We start from the raw sequence: 18,146 nt of genomic DNA, 5'->3' as shown, positions 1-18,146 counted from the left end.
ATGGATTGGAGCCGCGCTAAAAACGTACTGATCTGTACATTTTTGCTGCTCAATGTGGTATTGGGTTATCAACTGTGGCATGATGCACAGGAAACGGCCGGGCCGAATCTGGATTTTACTTCACTGGATGAAAACACGCAGCGTTTAATGGAAGAGAAAAGCATTCAGGTGCTGGCTCCGATTCCCGGAGATACCCCGCAGCTGCCCAAGCTGTCTTACACCTATGTCCATAGTGGAGAGAAAGATGAACTTGTGCAGCTGCTGAGACCAGTGGACAGCAAGCTGGTATTCACTCATGATGCGCTAGTGGAGGCATTGGAGCCGCAAATCAAGGATATCGATAGCTATCAGTATGATCCGCTGGATGTCCAGGAGGAGCTTGTATCCGGACAGGCAGATGCTTTTGTACTGCATCCGTTGGTACAGGGCAAGTGGCCGCTCTTTAATGTGAAGCTGGCTCTGTTTTACAGCAATCAGAAGATTACAGGGTATCGCAAAATTCAAGTGGAGCTCCAGCCCTCGGATGAGGCAAAGAAAATGCTGCCTGCGTCCAAAGCCTTGGCGAGGCTGATCGATGGCTATTTGCCGCGTGACTCCGTAGTGAAGGATATCCGGCTCGGATATTACGGACAGACCTTTAACTCCGATAGCCAGGTGGCTGCTCCGGTGTGGCGGTTTATGCTGGACAACGGAAAAGGCGTGTATTATGTACAGATGAACGGAGATGTCATTAGTCCAAAGACAGAACATACAGAAGGGTCTTGAACAGATATGGGGATTTCTTTTACCGTGCTGTCGAGCGGTTCGACCGGCAACGCTACCGTTGTACGGAACGAAGACACGACATTGCTCATCGATGCAGGTCTCAGCGCAAAGCGTATTGACGAATTGCTGAAAGAACGCGATCTGAGCGGAGAAGAGTTGGATGGTATTTTGGTCACGCATGAGCATTCCGATCATGTTAAAGGACTAGGCGCCATGGCGCGTAAATATAATTTACCTATATATGCTAACGAGAAGACATGGTTTGCCATCAGCAACGCTGTTGGGCAAATCGCGGATGATAACCGCAGAATATTGGAGACAGGCGCGACACGGGAATTTGAGTCATTGCGTGTAGAGTCTTTTGGCATCTCCCATGATGCGGCTGAGCCCGTAGGATACAGCTTTTATGATGGGGCAGAGAAGCTTAGCGTAGCGACCGATCTCGGCTATGTCAGCGATAAGGTAAAACAAGCGATATCAGATGCAGATGTATTGGTGCTAGAGGCTAACCATGATGTAGAAATGCTGCGTATGGGCCGCTATCCTTGGAACCTCAAGCGCCGTATACTCAGTGATATCGGCCACTTATCCAATGAGATGGCAGGTGCGATTCTTAGCGAGCTGTTGACCGGACGGACAAAGCGGACGTATCTGGCACATTTGAGCCGCGACCACAATATGATGGAGCTTGCGAAGCTGACCGTACGCGGGGCAATGGAAGACCGCGGCTGTTTTTACAAGGATAGTGAGTTTCGATTGTGTGATACGTATTATGATCGTCCTACACCTTGGGATAAGGTAAGTGAGCCATAAAGCTGTCCAACTCGGCGGCTTTGCGCTCGACCTCTTCACGGGTCACTATGCCTTTGTCCACCAGTAGCTCAATCAATGTACTTAGCGCCAGTGTATTACGGTAGTGCTCGTCTTTCAAATCCGCAAGCTTGGCTGCCATGCGAACTTCATCCATAGCGGAACGATGGGAATTCATCCTATATTCCTCCTGTAAAAATATTTTTAAAATGGCGCGCAATAAGCTTGGTTCTGCCTGTGGTTTTGCCAAGTGCTGTGATACAATAAAGCTAACAACAGAAAGCTTTCTGAAGGAAGGCTCTCATCGAAAGTATAGGCTGCTTTAAGCGGACGGGAACAAGCCAGAACGTCTCTATGAGACGATCATTTTGTAATAGAATAGAAGACTTGTTACTATTGTAGTCCATTGGTTTGGAAATCATTCCTCTTTTTTCCTCTATTCGGGGTCAGATTCGGCGTGTATGCTAATTTATGAGATTTGGTTGCTTAGGAAGGTTCCATTTGTGGTGATTAATAAGTAGACCGGAACGATTAGTTGCTGAATTCCGATGGTAGGGGATATTCAATCCATTTGAGATGTTCAACGGAGCAGGTTCTCTGTAGCATAGGTTGGCGCAAGCCCGAATAGCCCTAATTTTTTAGTGAGTGTCGGTGCATGACAACGAAGGGGAGAGGATTAGCATGGGCTTGTTTGATGATGATTTTTATTCAACGAAGGTGTCCACACGTGCGGCTAAAAAAACGGCATTTAAGGCGCGTCGCGGAGGACGAGGACGTTGGCCGCACAGGAATCGTCGGGTAAGTCCGGTGCAGGCTGCTGTCATTAGCGGTGCGGTGAGTGCAGTGGTTTCCGTGCTGCTGTTCAGCTTTGTTACAGGTCTGCCCTCCACTACAGCGGTAACCGGAGCAAGTCATTATCCCTTGCGGCAAGCAGCGGGCGATCCGTATGATCGGATTGTGCAGGCGGCAGCCAAGGTACGCCCAGCCGTCGTCAGCATCGTAAACCTGAAGGGGGAAGACGGTAAAAGTACGGAACAATCCGCGCTTGGATCGGGCGTCATTTTCCGTGTGAGCTCAGGCAAAGCCTTTATTATGACAAACAACCATGTCATTGAAGGATCGGATGATCTGGATATTGTAACCGTAGACGGTGTCAGAAAAGAGGCGAAGCTGGTCGGAAAGGATCGCATTAGTGATATCGCTGTACTGGCCGTTGATGATAAAGGCATTAGCACAGTGGCGGATATCGGGGACTCCAGCAAACTTCGTCTGGGCGAGACGGTCATTGCGATTGGCAACCCGCTCGGATTGGGAGACACCCTGACCTCCGGCATTGTGAGCTATACGAATCGCATCATTCCGATCTCCATTAATCAGGATGGTGTATATGACTGGGAACAGCATGTGATTCAGACTGATGCGGCGATTAATGAAGGAAACAGTGGCGGAGCGCTGGTCGATCTGGACGGACGGGTGATTGGCATCAATACGATGAAAATCGCCGATACAGGTGTTGAAGGACTGGGCTTCGCCATTCCTGCTAATGAGGTAATGAAGACGGTGAATGAACTGGTTGAGGATGGCAAGATTACCCGCCCTTATCTGGGGGTGTACACGGTGGACCTCAATAATGAATATGCACCTTTGGATGAAACTCAGCGCAAGGAACTCAAGCTGCCTGACAGCGTCAAGGATGGAGCCGTTGTTCTGGAGGCCCATGGTCCTGCCAAGGAGGGCGGCTTGAAGCTGAACGATGTCATTACAGCGTTTGATAGCGAACCGATTAACTCTACGCTTGATTTGCGTCGCTACCTGTATGATAACAAGAAGATTGGCGATGAGCTTAAAGTTACCTTTTACCGGGCAGGCAAGGAAGAGTCAGTGACGTTAAAATTAACAGATAAGCCGGAAGGCTAAGGTTGAATGATAGACTTAACTATAAAGAAGGCGCTCTCCGGCTTATTTCCGGGAACGCCTTTTTTTGATTTCTGCAGTACCTTGGATTAAGATGTCGTACCCGTCACGCGGGTTCCGCTCTTGGTGATTTTGTATGTCACTACATTTCCGCTCCAGAAGTGGAACTTCAACGTGACTTCACCATCCTTCACACTGTTGAAAAATTCAGGCAGCAGCTTGATGCCATTCGTATCATAGGCAGGGGCAAAAGTATTGCCAAACTCTTTATAAGGTGTCCAATCCTGTGGACCGGCATTGCCTCCATTCGTATACACGGCTTCCATCGTCGCAAGCTGGCTACCACGGAAGTCTGTTGGAATGGTAAAAGCTTGTGTAGTCCCTTCGACGGCACTTAATTTCGGTGTATCATACACGACGACTCTAAAATTCCAATCTGCCCCCTTATTAAACTTGGTGTTAATAACGGCATTCTCACCATGTTTACCGGAAGTAATTAGGCTGGTGAGCAAGCTGGCTTTGAAGGTTAATGTATCTCCACTCAGCGTATAGTCGGTGCCCTGTTTCAGCTGCTTGCTGTTGGCATTGAGCGATTTCAACTGGTTGCCATTCAGGTTTAAAGTGACCTTGGTATCCTGAACAGGAGAGCCTTTCTTCAAGTGAATGAGATCACTAGCTGCATTGGAGGAACGTCCTTTCAGGCTGGCCTTAATGACATTAAAGAGTTCAGGATCAGACCACTTGTAAGTGCTCCGATTCAAATGCTGGCCGTTATCCCAGAGCATGCCTGTTACTTTCTTCTCTTTCATGTAATGAGTCAAAAATTCAAAAAACTTCAGCTTTTCACCCTGTTCAATAACACCTGTATGTTTATCAAAACCGAGCAGGCCATATTCACCGACAATAACCGGGATTCCCTTGGCTACAAAGGTGTTATAGACATTATCAAAGGTTTGAACAATATCGTTTTGGGCCGCTTTATCAAATGTTATATTCCCGGCAATGTTTACACTGAAAGGCCAAAAGCCATAATAGTGAACGGTTGCAATCAGGTTGGGATCGTTCAGCTTGGTTATCGTGTTATACAGTTCGTTGATTTTGGCCTGAGCAGGTGAAGTATCTAATCCAGGCAGAACAAGGGGACGCGTGGCATTCTTACCACCGGAGGCGCGAACGATTTTGTGGAAGGATACATTTAGCTCATGAAGCATCTGATTCATTTTCGCTTCATCCGTTGTTCCCCCTTCAGAAAAGCGGGGCTCGTTAATGCTCTCGAACATCAGCTTGTGAGGCTGATTTTTAAAGCGGTCGGCAATTTGTGTCCATAATGCGTTATAGCGTGCTAACACTTCATCATGCTTGGGCTCCATACTGCTTACCCACGTCCATGAATCATGATGGACATTGATCATGACGTACAAATTGGCATCCAGTGCCCAGCGAACAACCTCTTCCACACGGTTCATGTAAGCAGATTCAACGGTATAATGGGGTGCGGCTCCAATATGCTTATCCCAGGTGACGGGAATCCGAATACTTTTGTACCCTTGGGCAGCAATTTGCTGGATCAAAGCTTGGGTAATGCGCGGATTGCCCCAGGCGGTCTCATCTGTCCCGACAGCATCCAGCGAATTTCCTAAATTCCATCCAGGCTGCATGGCTTCCACATATGACTGCATATTGCTTGTGGCAGCAGCTGGCTGTGCTTGTCCGTCCGTTTCAGCAGCAGCGGCAACGGATGCGAACGTGGATAACAATAGGGTGATGGCAAGCGTCAACGACAGCAATGAAATGGGTCTTCGTTTTAACATAACAGGCCCCTTTACAAAGTTATTTTTGAAAGCGCTTTCTAATAAAACACTATCATACTAATGCAATATGGAATACCTGCATAATTCAAGTAAAAATCATGTGTGAATTAGTTATTTTACAATTGTAAGCGTTATTATTGAAAAAATACAGAAATGAGTGTAGAATCTATGACCCTACGCGAAAGATGGATTCGCAAAGGGCTACTGAGTACGGAAGGGAGATGGAGCTAAATATGGGGACATGGAACACCGAAGAGGCCATTCGACGCTGGAATATGCATGCAGAAAATTTTACTGCTAAGTACACTGAAGAAGGGGATCGGTCTCGTGAAGTGCTGCTAAATCCTGCTTTGCAAGAGTGTATGGGACTGATCGCAGGCAAAAAGGTGCTGGATGCCGGCTGTGGCGAAGGTTATCTGAGCCGGAAAATGGCCAGGGCGGGTGCTTTGGTGGAGGCTGTCGATTACTCGACAGAGATGCTGAGGCTAGCCAAAGAGCGAACACCATCAGCGTTGGGAATTACATATCACCATGGCAATCTGGAGAAGCTGGAGATGTTCGGGGACCAGAGCTTTGATCTGATCGTGTCCAATATGGTCATACAGGACTTGGCTCATTATGAGCAGGCGATTGCCGAAATGCGGCGATTATTAGTTTTAGGAGGCCGCTTTATTTTTTCTATTCTGCATCCATGTTTCCTGACGCCGCAGAGTGGGTGGGTGAAGGATGAGACAGGGAAAAAGCTGTATTGGAAAGTAGATCAATATTTCAACGAAGGCCCTTTGGAGCAAGCGATTCCTTATGATCAGGAGGAAAAGCTTTTGTATTTTCACCGTACGCTAGGCAGCTATGTACAGGCCATTGTGGAGTCGGGTTTGTTGTTGGAAGGGATGATCGAACCGAAGCCGTCTGCTGATATGCTTGAGAAATATCCCCATTTCCGTGAAGACCTGAACGTCAGTAATTTCCTCATTTTTAAGACCAAACGTCAGGGATAGTGGGCAAGCCCTTTCCTTTCCGCGTCAAGTGTGGTAGAACAAAAGAAGGCGGTTTTGACACACCTACAACAGGAAGAGCTTCAAACGGAAAGGGATGCAACTGGAATGTACGTGGTATGTAAAGAGCATGTGGAACTGGCAATTGATATGTTCGTCGATGAATACGAGGATGCACCGGATGTCGTCGATCTCAAAGAAACGAAATTTTCGGATTGGGACCCTCCAGTGAAGTGCAAGGAATGTGAGAAAAAAGCAGAGTTTTTGGTCGTCTAAAAAAACAAGCACGGGCGTTTCGGGCAGAAACGTCCTTTTTGTATATATCCCCACCACGTACTGAGACAGGAGTGAACGTTGGATGGACCCTTTGCTGCATTCACTGTTTCGTCCGCTTCAAGTCAATGGAAGTGATCCCTATACATATTATATTGAACAAAAGCCGTCTGCTGCGCTGAGAGCTTACGTAGCCTGCTATTGGGAGTCGGGTCCGGCTACTAGAGAAGTTTCTGAACGGAATATGGCAGTATCGGATAGAGGCGAAGCTTCATTAGGCTGGCTGGAGGAAGAAGAGGCAGTGGACCGGGTATTACCTGATGGTTGTACGGATATTCTATTAGAATACGACCCGGTGAGTAAGCGTCAGGAACTCTCATACTGTGGGACATTTACGAATCCGTTCGTGTCTACCAGACAAGCAGGGTCCGAAACACGTATTTTTGCAGTGCGATTTTTTCCCGGTGGAGCACACTATTTTCACTGCATGCCGACTCATTTGTTTACAGGCGGTAATTATCGCTTGGAAGAGATATGGCCCGAGAATGTCGAGATCATAGGTGAGCGCATTTTGGAGGCACGAGACTTTAATGAACGGGTGCGCATAATGGATCAGTATCTCAACCAGCTTCTACTGCGTCGTAGGACAAGCGATTGTGACCTGATGAAAAATCTGCTGCATCGCATCTTTGTGAACGGCGGGAGTGTGGGGGTTAAGGAGCTTGCCGAGCGCGAGGCGATCAGTGAAAGACAGATCAATCGTAAGTTCGGACAATGGATCGGAATCAGCCCCAAAAAGTTCAGTGAAGTCGTCCGCTTCCAGAGCGTTCTACACAGTATTCAGAATGGTGATTCTGTCGATTCGATGGAGTTGGCATTGAAGCATAACTTTTTTGACCAAGCGCATCTAATCCGTGATTTTCGCAGATTTTATGGAGCTTCCCCGCTTACTGCGGCTAAGGACTTTCGGAAGTTGTCCGATTTTTACAATACACGTTCGGAACCCTCGGCTATACTCAAAATATGAAGGAGAATGGCAAAGGAGAGATGAGGATATGAGTGGAACGCTGCAAGTTCGCGATCATCTGCTGAATGAGCTGGAGACCGGGGTACGGACGGGGGAAGCCTTGATTCGTAAAATACGTCCAGAGGATTGGAGCTTTCGTCCACAGGACAATTTCCGTTCGCTGCTGGAGTTAGTGCACCACTTTGTGCTTATTCCAGCTTCGGATCTTGCGATTATGCAGGAGAAGTCCGAGGTAGAAGTAGGAGAGATTGAAAATAGCCTGTCCGGAGTGGAAGATCCCGAGCGCTTGGCTGAGACTTTTAGGGAGAATTTTGAGGCATATAAGGCTTACATTCTTTCGCTTAGCGAAGACGATTATCTGAATCGTTCGACGAAGGCCTTTTATATGGAGCATGGGCATCTACAGGTTCAATGGCAGATTGAGACTGTGACCCATGTGTTCCATCACCGTTCCCAGATCTATAATTATTTGAAGCAACTGGGACATGAAGTGAGCTTTTTTATGTTATATGCTTAAGTTTTTTATATAAAAAGGTTTGAGGGCACCTGTGGGGTGCTCTTTTTGGTTTTATTTAAGACTTTTCAGGGTGGAATGGCTTAGTCGAACGCGCGTGAAATTTCTTTACTAACACGTCTAAGAATCCCGATTTGTTCTTTATTTAATCTGCTGGTGAGCGCAACAAACTCATCTATCGCTTCTTGCCGAATCATTTCGTCTGTAGTCATATGTTCTTCGGAAAACATCAACTCACTGATAGACACGTTTAAGGCGGTTAGCACTTTCTCCAGGGTATCAATCGAAAAGTTTCTCTCTCCTCTTTCTAATGCACCAATATATCTATAGTCCAAGCTTGCGATGTCAGCTAGTTGTTGCTGTGTAAGTCCCTTTGCATTTCGAATAGCTCGGATTCTTGTACCGATTTGCTTGCGTAATTCAGCCATATTACCACCTCATAATAAGCTTATGGAAGATGAAGTGTAAAAGTCAGGTCAAAATATATAGTAAAAATGGTTTATATTGCGCTTTTTAAGTAGTATAATTAGTCTGTTTAGTCACTCCTCACGAGTGGTTGGCAACTCTAAATCGATAAAGAGGATATACTAGAGGAGGTAATATTTTTGCAGGAGGACATTCTTAAATCACTCAAACCAGATGTGATCGTACAACTGTTAAAAATGGCTTATTCCTTCGAAAATTGGACTCAGGTAAAGACTACATCTGGCATTTTATATAGCCGTGTCCAGCGTATCTACGAAGAACGGCAGTATCATAAAGCAATGAAATTACCCATCCCGCATGTGAATCTAGAACGTCCGTTGGTATATTATTTTGGGCTCAGTCACCTGATGTGCGGAATGGCTCACCAGAATCAGGGTGCATATGAGCAGGCAAGGGAGTGCATCTATAAGTATGCTGAGCTAGGGTGGATGGAGGATTTAGAGGAAGAAGACAATCAGGTTGTCGAGGAATTCAGGTTTTTAGCCAAGACCAATTTATATGCAGTAGATATTTTATCTGGAAATATAGAGCTGATCGAGGAATATGTAGCCTTTTTGCAGGATAATCTAGAGGAAATATTACCGGGGCTAAATACCATATTACAGGCAGCGCTTATGTATCATTTGGATGTGGCAGATATCTTACATACGTTTGCAGAGCAGATTGATGAATTTGAGAGTTATGAAGACGCAGAGAACATATCTTACTATTATAGCTACTGCTATCATTTGGCTTTGTACTATCGGAGGTTCGGCAGATTACAGGATGCAGTGAGGCTTGCTTTGCAAGGCTATGCAACTAGCAGATCAGTCGGGTAACGATGGTCAATTTAAGAAATGTACAGCATTGTTCGAATCATTACGCGAGTCAGCGACAGCGGAGCAAATCAGCGAATATCGACAGATAGTAATGCAGTGTCTTGATGAATACGGAACTGAAAGCATTCCATTGTGATGAGGCCTAAATGAATGATCCGCTATGATCTGAACAGGGAATAGGCTTGTAACGGAGAGGAAATAGATAGGTAAGAGACGTTTCAGGTGCTAAAATAACTATGATACAGGTATGTTTTTAAGTTAGGGATCGTAAATACGATTTTACATTATCATTCGACATAGATAGGGGTATGGAATTTGTTTATTCAGCTTATAGGTGTGGGGAAGTTAAAAGAGAAGTATTTGGTCATGGGCATTCAGGAATACGCTAAACGGCTAGGGCCATACATCAAGTTCCAAATGATCGAGGTAGCGGATGAAAAGGCTCCTGACACACTGAGTGAGGCGGAGGTTCGACAGGTTAAGGAGCGAGAGGGCGAGCGTATCCTTGCTCATGTGAAAAGTGAAGCACACGTGATTGTACTTGCCATCGACGGCAAACTCTGGAGCTCGGAAGAACTCGCAGAGGAATTGGACAAGCTCGGCACCTACGGTACAAGCCATGTTATCTTCGTTATTGGCGGCAGTCATGGTCTCTCTGACGAAGTTCTCCGCCGTGCCCAGCAGAAGCTGAGCTTCGGACGGATGACCTTGCCACATCAGCTGATGCGATTGGTGCTGGTGGAACAGATTTATCGGGCGGTGAAGATTAATCGAGGGGAACCTTATCATAAATAACGGCAACGCAAATTTGTGCCTATCGATAGATACGGTGAATATAAATTATAGTTTGAGACTCCCTATGAGTATTTTTATTAGGAAATAGTCAAAAGTAAGAACCGTTATTAAAAACACACTAGCGATAAAGTAGAATACTGCTATATGAAGTCTTTTGCGATAATATAAATAGCTAGCAGTAGCAATTAAAAACAGTGTGGGAAAGGCTATTGATAGTGAGTTAAATAATATTTTCAGTAATCTAAACATTGTATTAATTTCACGATTTATTGAAATAAAGTCCAGCAGTGCAAACAAAGCGAACCCGCTAAAAGCAATACTTAGAATAATCATTTGGGTTCGCAAGTTGTAATTATCAGCAAACTGCTGTAGTACAATCGGTAATTTTGAAATTCTTGATGGAATCGATTTTGAGAAATAGATAATTATCTGCAATGCAGAAAGAAGACGATTAAAAGCGGTGCCAATAAATTTAGTCACGCGATGCCCCCACGAAGTACTAACGGATTCATCAGTTAACAATGAGTTGTTGTACGCAATAAAATCATTATTACTTCTGATAAGTAACTCGTAGCTTTCTCCACCATAGTATACGGATTTTTTTAGAAAAACAACAATATCTTCTACATTTTCAATATTATGAAGATGCAAAGCAGTTAAATAACTGTTTCTGGCTTTTTTCTGTAAGGCTTCTTCTTTGCGATCCAGTAGAAGTAATCCTATAAATGAACCTATGATATATGGCATCAGAGTCACGTTAATAAACTTATCAAACAACTCTTTAAACGTATTGCTATTTGTTAGATTGAGAAATTCTTCAAAACCTTTTGCATCAAATCCTATAACAAATGTATTAATGCTGTTTGATACATCTTGTGATACAAATAATAGCAATAGTATCAACGCATTAAAAATGTAATTCACGAAAGTAAATGCATTTTTTGATCGTTTAAAAAAATATGGCGGTGTAATACCGATAATAAGTACCTGAATAAAAATTGAGACGAGCAAGTTCGATAAAAAATATGATCTATCCGACGCAATGAAAATAAAGCCTACTCCTACGTGAATTAAATTATCAATAAAGCCCTGAAATTCCGCACTAGTAAACGAAGGCGGGGTTCCTGTTTCAAGAAACTTCATTGAAAAGGCAAGTAGCGAAGTAATAATTAATAGCAGTACCATGAAGGAGATTATTAGAATCATTAGACCAAAGAATGTCGAAACCAATATCATTAACACAGGACTGACTTTTGAATGGCTTAACCTAATTATTAGTATGAACGCAAATGCAACCAAGAAGAGAAATGGTAGCGTAACATCATTATCGTTGAGTATGGATGGATGATTAAATATCACTTCTACCCCAACTAATAATGTGGACACTAATAAAAAACACCCGATCAACAATTTAATGGCATTATGTATAATACTCTTCCTGTGAAGCAAATCATTAAAGTAAGAGTTAATATAAAAATACTTTAGGTCTTTCAATCCCTTTATCGACTTGAAAACTCTCCAACTCAATATAAACGCAGCATATATTGAGTAGCTTGTAGATATTATCATAAGCAGAGTGAAAATCGGGTATTTATGAGTCAATACAACTAACATAATATTCATGGAATTAAAAGCAAAAAAACCATTAAATGATAATATTTTTTCATGCAACCACTTAAAAATAATAATTCCCTCCTGTTGACTGTCATTAGTTTTATATGAAAATGTTGCCGATAACCATATTTCGATTATCGGCAACATTTTCATAGTATTTGAGACAGCTAGTTTATTTATTCTTTAAGCATACCGGTTATTTCATCACTGGATTTACAACTATTGTATAAATTCAAGATTGTTTCATTTCTTCCTCAGAAAACCCGGAGGATTTTGCGATGATATCGATATATCACATCATCATGCCCTAAGACACACGAAGTAGACACGCACGTTAATGAATTCGCGTAGTCATATGTTATTGTAAGGAAGTATCTGAATCATCCGAGTTTATCCTATCAATAGATACAGTGAATCGTACCATAAATAACAGCAACGGAACTTGGGACTTGAGATTATAGTAATTTTGAACTAGGTGCGAGGTCATACCTTTGGTATAATGTTCTTAGATTAAAGTTAAATTTTGTTAGTTGGGTCTTTTAGGAGGATAGAGAATGAATTACTGTAATGAAGAATGAGCTTGTATGCGTTTATTCTTTTCTACTATTTCCTTTCTTAATTCTGAACTGACATGGATATAACCAACTAATTAAGCTACATAAAGATGAAATCTCGTGTGAAAGTCACTTAGGATTTTATTGAAAATTGAACTTGGCAGGATGTTTTTTTGTACATATTAGCACGTATTTGGTTTTAACAGAGGCGGAGCGGTATTATCGGATTTTTTTATAACTATAGAATAAAGGTGGGGGATAGCATGGAAACATTTATAGAGTTTAGAAATTTTGAAGCATTGTTAAGCAATCGTGCTGAATTCATTAAGATGATCTCTAACCTCTGTGATGGACATAATCTTAAGAGTCTCGAAAAAACTATAAAAATATTGAAAAGTACAGGTTTACTAATTAATCCTTACCCGGGAAAACATAAATATGAGCAATTAGTAAACCAAGTTGAAGAAATAATCAAAAAATTTCCAGACAGACAAGTAACGAAAGATTGGGATGAATTTAGGAAACAAGCTAATGTAATAAATTCATTATTTCGAGAATGCTATGAAAGCCAAGAGTATATTGATGCAGAAAAGATATCAAGGGAGTTTGAGGTAGAGTCATTCCTGATAGCACTTGAGATTATGTTAACCACACTTAGAAGCGGTATTCAACCTCTATCTATTAACCTAAATTTTGAACATGCTTTTTTTAAACACGATTCAGTGCAGATGAGTACCAGCAAAATGTTCGATTATTTTTCAAACATTTCTGGCAGTATTTTGAATTACCTAATGTTCTATAAAAAAACCAAAAAACGTTCATTAGACACGGAGTTAATAATTGATGAAACATTAGTTTTAAGTTCTCTAAACCACTTTGATGCTTATGATAAAATTAATGTCCTAAAGGACTTTGTCGATTATTGGAAATACCATGACTGTAAGCTAATAAAAAGAGATAAGTACTTAGCCTTTGAACCAAAAGGCAAAGAGGCTTTTTTACGAAACCACGTTTCACTGGGAAGATTCGAATCAAGAAGGCAACAGATAAATATTGAATTAGAGCACATGGAGTTTGATGCAATCACTACAAATAATAATACGATTAAGTTGCCACCAGAAGAATTATAAATAAAGATGAAATCATAACTTATCATTCATTTCAGGAATATTTTTATCTAAATAACCTTAATCAGACTGTACTAGAGGTGCCAATAAAAGAATGGATAAGGGCCTTTTCCATTTTAAAGCAATTGGGTAGGAGCTTTTTAGAAAGTAGACAAATAATTAAAGATAATTTACGCTTGTCTAGCATCTGCTTTCATATAAGTGATGAAGAACTCAAAAATAAGTTGATTAACAGTGGAATCAATCATAATAACATTTATAAAATTATAAAAAATTTAACTTTTTCAGAAAGCGATTCTGATTTGTTTGATACTCCTCTTATTAGAATTAAAAATAATAGTGGGTTTGTATTAATACCTTCGCTGATTGCATCTATGGACTCTACGAGGGTATTAATGTGTCACTTCTTGAAAAAAGACTCAAATATGAATTTTAAGGGATATGGATTTGAGAAAAGGGTTATTGAAGATCTACAAGAAATAGGAATAAATGCGGTTGGTTTGAACGCAAAAGGGCCTTCTGACGATGGAACTAAGAGGACATTCCAGTGCGACGTAGCATTTGTAGTTGGAACATGCTTATTTTTATGCGAATGTAAGGCGTATTCACAGCCTATAACTCATCGTGGATTCTATGAACTTATCGGAAAGAAAGAAGAAGCAATCAATATTCAACTTAAAGAAATTTCTGAATTCTACAAGAACAACTTACAAATAGTTAGATCAAATCTTCAACTTCCTTCAACATGGGTACCTGATAGGATAATTAATATGCTAATTGTAACTCCACCTGTTGGTTCGGCAGATAAGATAGAGAATACGTATGTGATTGATTACTCTGCCTTTTCCAAATTCATTAATAGAGACAAGCCGGGGATTATAGCTGTTACAAAAAAGGTGAAGTATGAATTTAACATCTTTCCTGAGCTTAAAGGCGAAATAACTTCGGACAAACTAATTAAATTCCTAAAAAATCCAATCCAAGTAAAGTTAGAGAAGAGTAGAAGAAGAAGAACAAATAAGGAAATACCTTATGGAAAATATAATCTTAGACTGTTTGATTATGAGACAAAATTTGATGATAAGATCTCGCTTGAGGATGAGAATCTAGAGAAATATTTAAAAAAGTTAGGCAAAACGTATTTTAAGAAGAAATAAAGCACAAGGGTACTTCATCAAAGAAAGGCCATTCTCTAAAGGATGACCTTTTTTCGCATTTCGCCAATAGCCCCGTTAAGCTAAACCGTACCATAAGTAACGGCAACGTGATGTGAAAATTATTTTGGGAATTATTTCTTGATTTTTGTAGATTAATGGTATGTGTGATGCTAATATATTTATATATAGTCATACTTTCCTATTTATACAGGTATAAAGAAGTAAATTGATACAGAGAGTTTTATAGGTATTTTAATGGGGCTTAAAGGGGCTAAACATATGTTTTTTATGATATGTAGAAATAAGGAGGCACTCTAATATGCCTCTTACTTTAAATCATAAGAAAGAACAATTAAGTATCGCATATATACGAGCTGTAGCTGCTGCTGCCGGGTTTAGTTGTACTAAACCCGATGTAGACGATGACAGTGTAGATGTTATTATATCATGTTCAGGGACTTACGGTGATGGGGCGCTCTTGAGATCACCGAGAATTGAGTTACAAGCAAAAGCCACCGCTACTAAGTTAGAACCAAAAAGCAATTTCTTGAAGTTTAGCCTACCTATTAAAAATTATGAGGATTTAAAAGGTAGGACTCTTGTTCCAAGAATACTTGTTGTAATGCTTGTTCCAGAAGAAGTAGGCACCTGGATTGAACAGAGTGAAGATCACATGAGAATGCGTAGTTGTGCTTATTGGGTGTCGTTATGTGGTAAAAAGGATACAGAAAACACTTCTAATATTACAGTAGATATACCTCGATCTCAAATTTTCGATGTAAATTCCCTACAAAACCTTATGGAGAAGGTTTCACGGAGGCAAGACCTATGATTACTGAATGGAAAAATTTAATAAGTACTCTAAAGCCTTCAGAAATCTCAATGTACCTTCAAACTAAGGGATGGAGAAAGGTATATAATTATGAACACAATTATGGTTCAATATGGAGATTTACTTCATTGAATGAGGAAGAAGTAGAGGTGATTTTACCGCACAACCAAGTATTAAAAGATTATAAAGTTCGCATGATCGAATTGTTTAAATCATTAGAGGTTATTGAAAATCGTTCTATGGGATCAATTATTAATGAAATTAATTTAAGCGGAGTAGACGTTCTCCGTTTTAGGATAGCTTCAAATGAAACGTACAGTGGAACAATGCCTCTTATTCAAGCAACTTCTCTTACCAAAGGTGTAGAAAACACAATATTAGCCGCAGCTTGTTCGACAATTACACCTAAATCGTATTTTCCTAGAATGGCTTATAATGAGGCCAGAGATTACTTGAATGGTTGTCGTATGGGACAAACAGAAAGAGGTAGCTATATAATCACGGTCTTGTCTCCTTTAAAAGCTGTCAGCTATGCAGGAAGTATTTTCTCCGAGTTCGAACAGGATGAAATTTTTGAAAGAAGAGTTTTATTTACATTGTTTAATAGTCTTTATCATTTAAGAACTGCCTTGTCGAATGGAACTGAGGTTGGAATCGAAGAGACAATAAGCACTGGAGTAAGTGCGAATCTTTGTGAGGCGTTAACTTTAATGCAGCCCGAGAATGAAGTTGGAAAATTAGAAATAGGTGTGTCTTGGGCCCCTATTCGTCCACTACAAAGGGAGATTCCTCAGCGAAAAGTTATATTCGAGAAGAGTACGTTTTCGTTAATAAAAGACTATGTGAAATATCTCCGTTATACTGCTCCTATCGAAGAGTTTGAATTAAAAGGGATAGTAAAAAAGTTGGACTCTACAGATGCTAGTCGTGGAGGAAGGGTTTCAATTATCACTAACATAGAGAACAAGGATAGAATTATTAGTTTTGATTTACCTGCAACACTTTACCAAACGGCTGTTACTGCTCATTTCAATCGGTCTTTGTTTTCTTGTGTAGGTACTCTTACTAAGGAGTCTAAAGGGTATACATTGTCTAATGTAACGAGTGTTAAAATTGAAAACGAGCTGGATTTTGATTAATTATTCGTTACAGGTTTACTACTTGATTTGCTGAACATGAAATGTACCTGTTGTGCCACTATATAAACGGAAGGTGTTTCTCATCGTCGCTGTCTCAAATCTTTTGAATAAATGCTTTAACATATTGAATATGGGGACAAATGAGAGCCAAGAGTCGAATTGCTAAGGGACTGTCAAGGTAATTAGAGTATGTTGGAATCTTTTTGTGAAGTAAATAGAGGAGGTGGATTGGGGCGATGATTTTTGGCTTTAGCAATCAGGTTACGAGGAAATATATCGGCGGGTTAAGTAGCGCTTTGAAAACCTTTACTAACTCATTGGAGGAATTTCCGTGTATTAAAAAAGTATATCGAATGGTTGTGGGAAAATGATTGAGACAGGCACCATAATTGAATTTGATAGAAAAAAGAAATTTAAGCATGTTAGGCCTCTGGGAGCAGGTGGAACTGGAGATGCACATCTTTTTGAGGATGAAACCACTGATATGTTTTTTGCATTCAAAAAGTACTCCCCAAAGGATACAAATTATATAGAAGAAAATTATCAGCGTTTTGTTGAAGAGATTAAAATACTATTTAGAATATCTCATCCTAACATAGTTAGGGTATATAATTATTACTTGTATCCTGAGTACAAACTAGGATATCTTCAAATGGAGTTTATAGATGGGGTTACAATTGCAGATTTTGAGCCAAGTTACTGGGGGAAAAATTGGTCTGATATTTTTGCTGAGGTAATATCGGCATTCGAGTATCTGGAATCTAATAATATTTTGCATAGGGATATTCGACCAGCGAATATTATGATCGATAAGGATGAGAATGTTAAAGTTATTGATTTTGGATTTGGTAAAAAGCTGGAGAGCAAAGAGCAAGATGGAAAAAGTGTATTCTTAAATTGGCCTGTATCTCAGTTACCAGAGGAAACAGCTATAGAAAGAATATACAACCATCGAACTGAAATTTACTTTGTTGGAAAGCTCTTTAGCAATGTTCTTGGTAAGGAACCTACTGATTTTAAATTTGAGCACATAATTGATAAGATGATAAAAGTAGATCCGAATGAAAGATACGCGACATTTAATGATATTTCCGTAGATATTTCTAAAGGGGTACTAGGCGAAATAAATTTCACTACTAAAGAAAAAGCAGTATATAAAAGATTTGCGGATTCTCTTTCATCTCATATAGTTAAGCATATAGGTAAATATGAACCCGTCAATGATCTCAATGCAACACTGAGTAAATTAGCCATCCTTATACGGCATAGTTCTCTCGAAACTCATGTTCAGGATAATAGTCAATTAATAAGATGCTTTATAAGCGGGAGATATTCATATAACCCCAAAAATGATATTGAAGTTTCATCGGTAATTGATTTTTACCAATTAATGCAGCGATTAGTACCTTATAAGCAAAAAATTGTTTTGGATAATATATATACAAGATTAGCAAAGATTAACGTAGAGTCATTAATAGATGATGACTTACCATTCTAAGATTTAGTTAATCTACA

The 18,146-nt window shown here is 40.7% G+C and carries 18 protein-coding genes; 14 read left to right on the top strand and 4 right to left on the bottom strand.

What is annotated here, in order from left to right; genetic code table 11:
- Nucleotides 1-765 (top strand): two-component system regulatory protein YycI, encoded by a 765-nt coding sequence (gene yycI / locus MKX36_RS25085; protein WP_013373885.1) that lies wholly within the window; start codon nucleotides 1-3, stop codon nucleotides 763-765.
- A gap of 6 nt (nucleotides 766-771) precedes the next feature.
- Entirely contained in the window at nucleotides 772-1,578 is an 807-nt protein-coding gene (locus tag MKX36_RS25080) for an MBL fold metallo-hydrolase (RefSeq protein ID WP_340866044.1), read from the top strand.
- Here MKX36_RS25080 and MKX36_RS25075 read toward each other — a convergent pair.
- Nucleotides 1,547-1,753, bottom strand: a complete 207-nt coding sequence (locus tag MKX36_RS25075) for a hypothetical protein (protein ID WP_013373883.1) — start codon at nucleotides 1,751-1,753, stop codon at nucleotides 1,547-1,549. The two genes, MKX36_RS25080 and MKX36_RS25075, sit on opposite strands and share 32 nt — an antisense overlap.
- 503 nt (nucleotides 1,754-2,256) lie before the next feature.
- On the opposite strand from MKX36_RS25075, the gene MKX36_RS25070 reads away from it, so the two are divergent.
- On the top strand, nucleotides 2,257-3,492 hold the full coding sequence (locus MKX36_RS25070; protein WP_102997369.1) for a S1C family serine protease: 1,236 nt from the start codon (nucleotides 2,257-2,259) through the stop codon (nucleotides 3,490-3,492).
- Nucleotides 3,493-3,578: 86 nt separating this feature from the next.
- Here the strand turns inward: MKX36_RS25070 and MKX36_RS25065 are convergent, their stop codons facing one another.
- Nucleotides 3,579-5,300 carry a cellulase family glycosylhydrolase gene (locus tag MKX36_RS25065; RefSeq protein ID WP_340866042.1) on the bottom strand — a complete coding sequence of 574 codons (1,722 nt, stop codon included), beginning with the start codon at nucleotides 5,298-5,300 and terminating at the stop codon, nucleotides 3,579-3,581.
- 233 nt (nucleotides 5,301-5,533) lie between these two features.
- On the opposite strand from MKX36_RS25065, the gene MKX36_RS25060 reads away from it, so the two are divergent.
- From MKX36_RS25060 to MKX36_RS25045, 4 genes are all read left to right on the top strand, one after another.
- Nucleotides 5,534-6,298 carry a class I SAM-dependent methyltransferase gene (locus MKX36_RS25060; RefSeq protein WP_340866041.1) on the top strand — a complete coding sequence of 255 codons (765 nt, stop codon included), beginning with the start codon at nucleotides 5,534-5,536 and terminating at the stop codon, nucleotides 6,296-6,298.
- A gap of 105 nt (nucleotides 6,299-6,403) precedes the next feature.
- Nucleotides 6,404-6,571, top strand: a complete 168-nt coding sequence (locus MKX36_RS25055) for a CxxH/CxxC protein (RefSeq protein WP_013373879.1) — start codon at nucleotides 6,404-6,406, stop codon at nucleotides 6,569-6,571.
- An 82-nt stretch (nucleotides 6,572-6,653) separates the two neighbouring features.
- The gene (locus MKX36_RS25050) at nucleotides 6,654-7,595 is read left to right on the top strand and encodes a helix-turn-helix domain-containing protein (RefSeq protein WP_340866040.1); all 942 of its coding nucleotides are present in this window, start codon (nucleotides 6,654-6,656) and stop codon (nucleotides 7,593-7,595) included.
- Between the two features lie 28 nt (nucleotides 7,596-7,623).
- Nucleotides 7,624-8,112, top strand: a complete 489-nt coding sequence (locus tag MKX36_RS25045; protein WP_290409636.1) for a DinB family protein — start codon at nucleotides 7,624-7,626, stop codon at nucleotides 8,110-8,112.
- A gap of 80 nt (nucleotides 8,113-8,192) precedes the next feature.
- Here the strand turns inward: MKX36_RS25045 and MKX36_RS25040 are convergent, their stop codons facing one another.
- On the bottom strand, nucleotides 8,193-8,537 hold the full coding sequence (locus MKX36_RS25040; protein ID WP_340866039.1) for a helix-turn-helix domain-containing protein: 345 nt from the start codon (nucleotides 8,535-8,537) through the stop codon (nucleotides 8,193-8,195).
- A gap of 177 nt (nucleotides 8,538-8,714) precedes the next feature.
- Between MKX36_RS25040 and MKX36_RS25035 the strand changes: the two genes are divergently transcribed.
- Together MKX36_RS25035 and rlmH are read left to right on the top strand one after the other, a co-directional pair.
- Nucleotides 8,715-9,413 (top strand): DNA-binding protein, encoded by a 699-nt coding sequence (locus MKX36_RS25035; protein WP_340866038.1) that lies wholly within the window; start codon nucleotides 8,715-8,717, stop codon nucleotides 9,411-9,413.
- Nucleotides 9,414-9,728: 315 nt separating this feature from the next.
- Complete coding sequence (gene rlmH, locus MKX36_RS25030) at nucleotides 9,729-10,208, top strand: 23S rRNA (pseudouridine(1915)-N(3))-methyltransferase RlmH (RefSeq protein WP_044786744.1); 480 nt, start codon at nucleotides 9,729-9,731, stop codon at nucleotides 10,206-10,208.
- 45 nt (nucleotides 10,209-10,253) lie between these two features.
- On the opposite strand, the gene MKX36_RS25025 is transcribed toward rlmH, so the two are convergent.
- On the bottom strand, nucleotides 10,254-11,594 hold the full coding sequence (locus MKX36_RS25025) for a hypothetical protein (protein WP_340866036.1): 1,341 nt from the start codon (nucleotides 11,592-11,594) through the stop codon (nucleotides 10,254-10,256).
- A 1,045-nt stretch (nucleotides 11,595-12,639) separates the two neighbouring features.
- Between MKX36_RS25025 and MKX36_RS25020 the strand changes: the two genes are divergently transcribed.
- From MKX36_RS25020 to MKX36_RS25000, 5 genes are all read left to right on the top strand, one after another.
- Nucleotides 12,640-13,506 (top strand): hypothetical protein, encoded by an 867-nt coding sequence (locus tag MKX36_RS25020; RefSeq protein WP_290409639.1) that lies wholly within the window; start codon nucleotides 12,640-12,642, stop codon nucleotides 13,504-13,506.
- Between the two features lie 77 nt (nucleotides 13,507-13,583).
- Complete coding sequence (locus MKX36_RS25015; RefSeq protein ID WP_290409640.1) at nucleotides 13,584-14,660, top strand: hypothetical protein; 1,077 nt, start codon at nucleotides 13,584-13,586, stop codon at nucleotides 14,658-14,660.
- Nucleotides 14,661-14,979: 319 nt separating this feature from the next.
- The gene (locus MKX36_RS25010; RefSeq protein ID WP_249507031.1) at nucleotides 14,980-15,492 is read left to right on the top strand and encodes a DUF4365 domain-containing protein; all 513 of its coding nucleotides are present in this window, start codon (nucleotides 14,980-14,982) and stop codon (nucleotides 15,490-15,492) included.
- Nucleotides 15,489-16,631, top strand: coding sequence for a hypothetical protein (locus MKX36_RS25005; RefSeq protein ID WP_340866033.1), 1,143 nt, complete (start codon nucleotides 15,489-15,491; stop codon nucleotides 16,629-16,631). The genes MKX36_RS25010 and MKX36_RS25005 overlap by 4 nt, the downstream gene beginning before the upstream one ends.
- Before the next feature lie 367 nt (nucleotides 16,632-16,998).
- The gene (locus MKX36_RS25000) at nucleotides 16,999-18,129 is read left to right on the top strand and encodes a protein kinase family protein (protein WP_290409642.1); all 1,131 of its coding nucleotides are present in this window, start codon (nucleotides 16,999-17,001) and stop codon (nucleotides 18,127-18,129) included.
- The last annotated feature ends 17 nt before the right edge of the window (nucleotides 18,130-18,146 follow it).

It is taken from the genome of Paenibacillus sp. FSL W8-0439, assembly GCF_038008995.1.
GTDB classification, from domain to species: domain Bacteria; phylum Bacillota; class Bacilli; order Paenibacillales; family Paenibacillaceae; genus Paenibacillus; species Paenibacillus polymyxa.
This window is presented reverse-complemented; position numbering and strand designations above follow the sequence as displayed.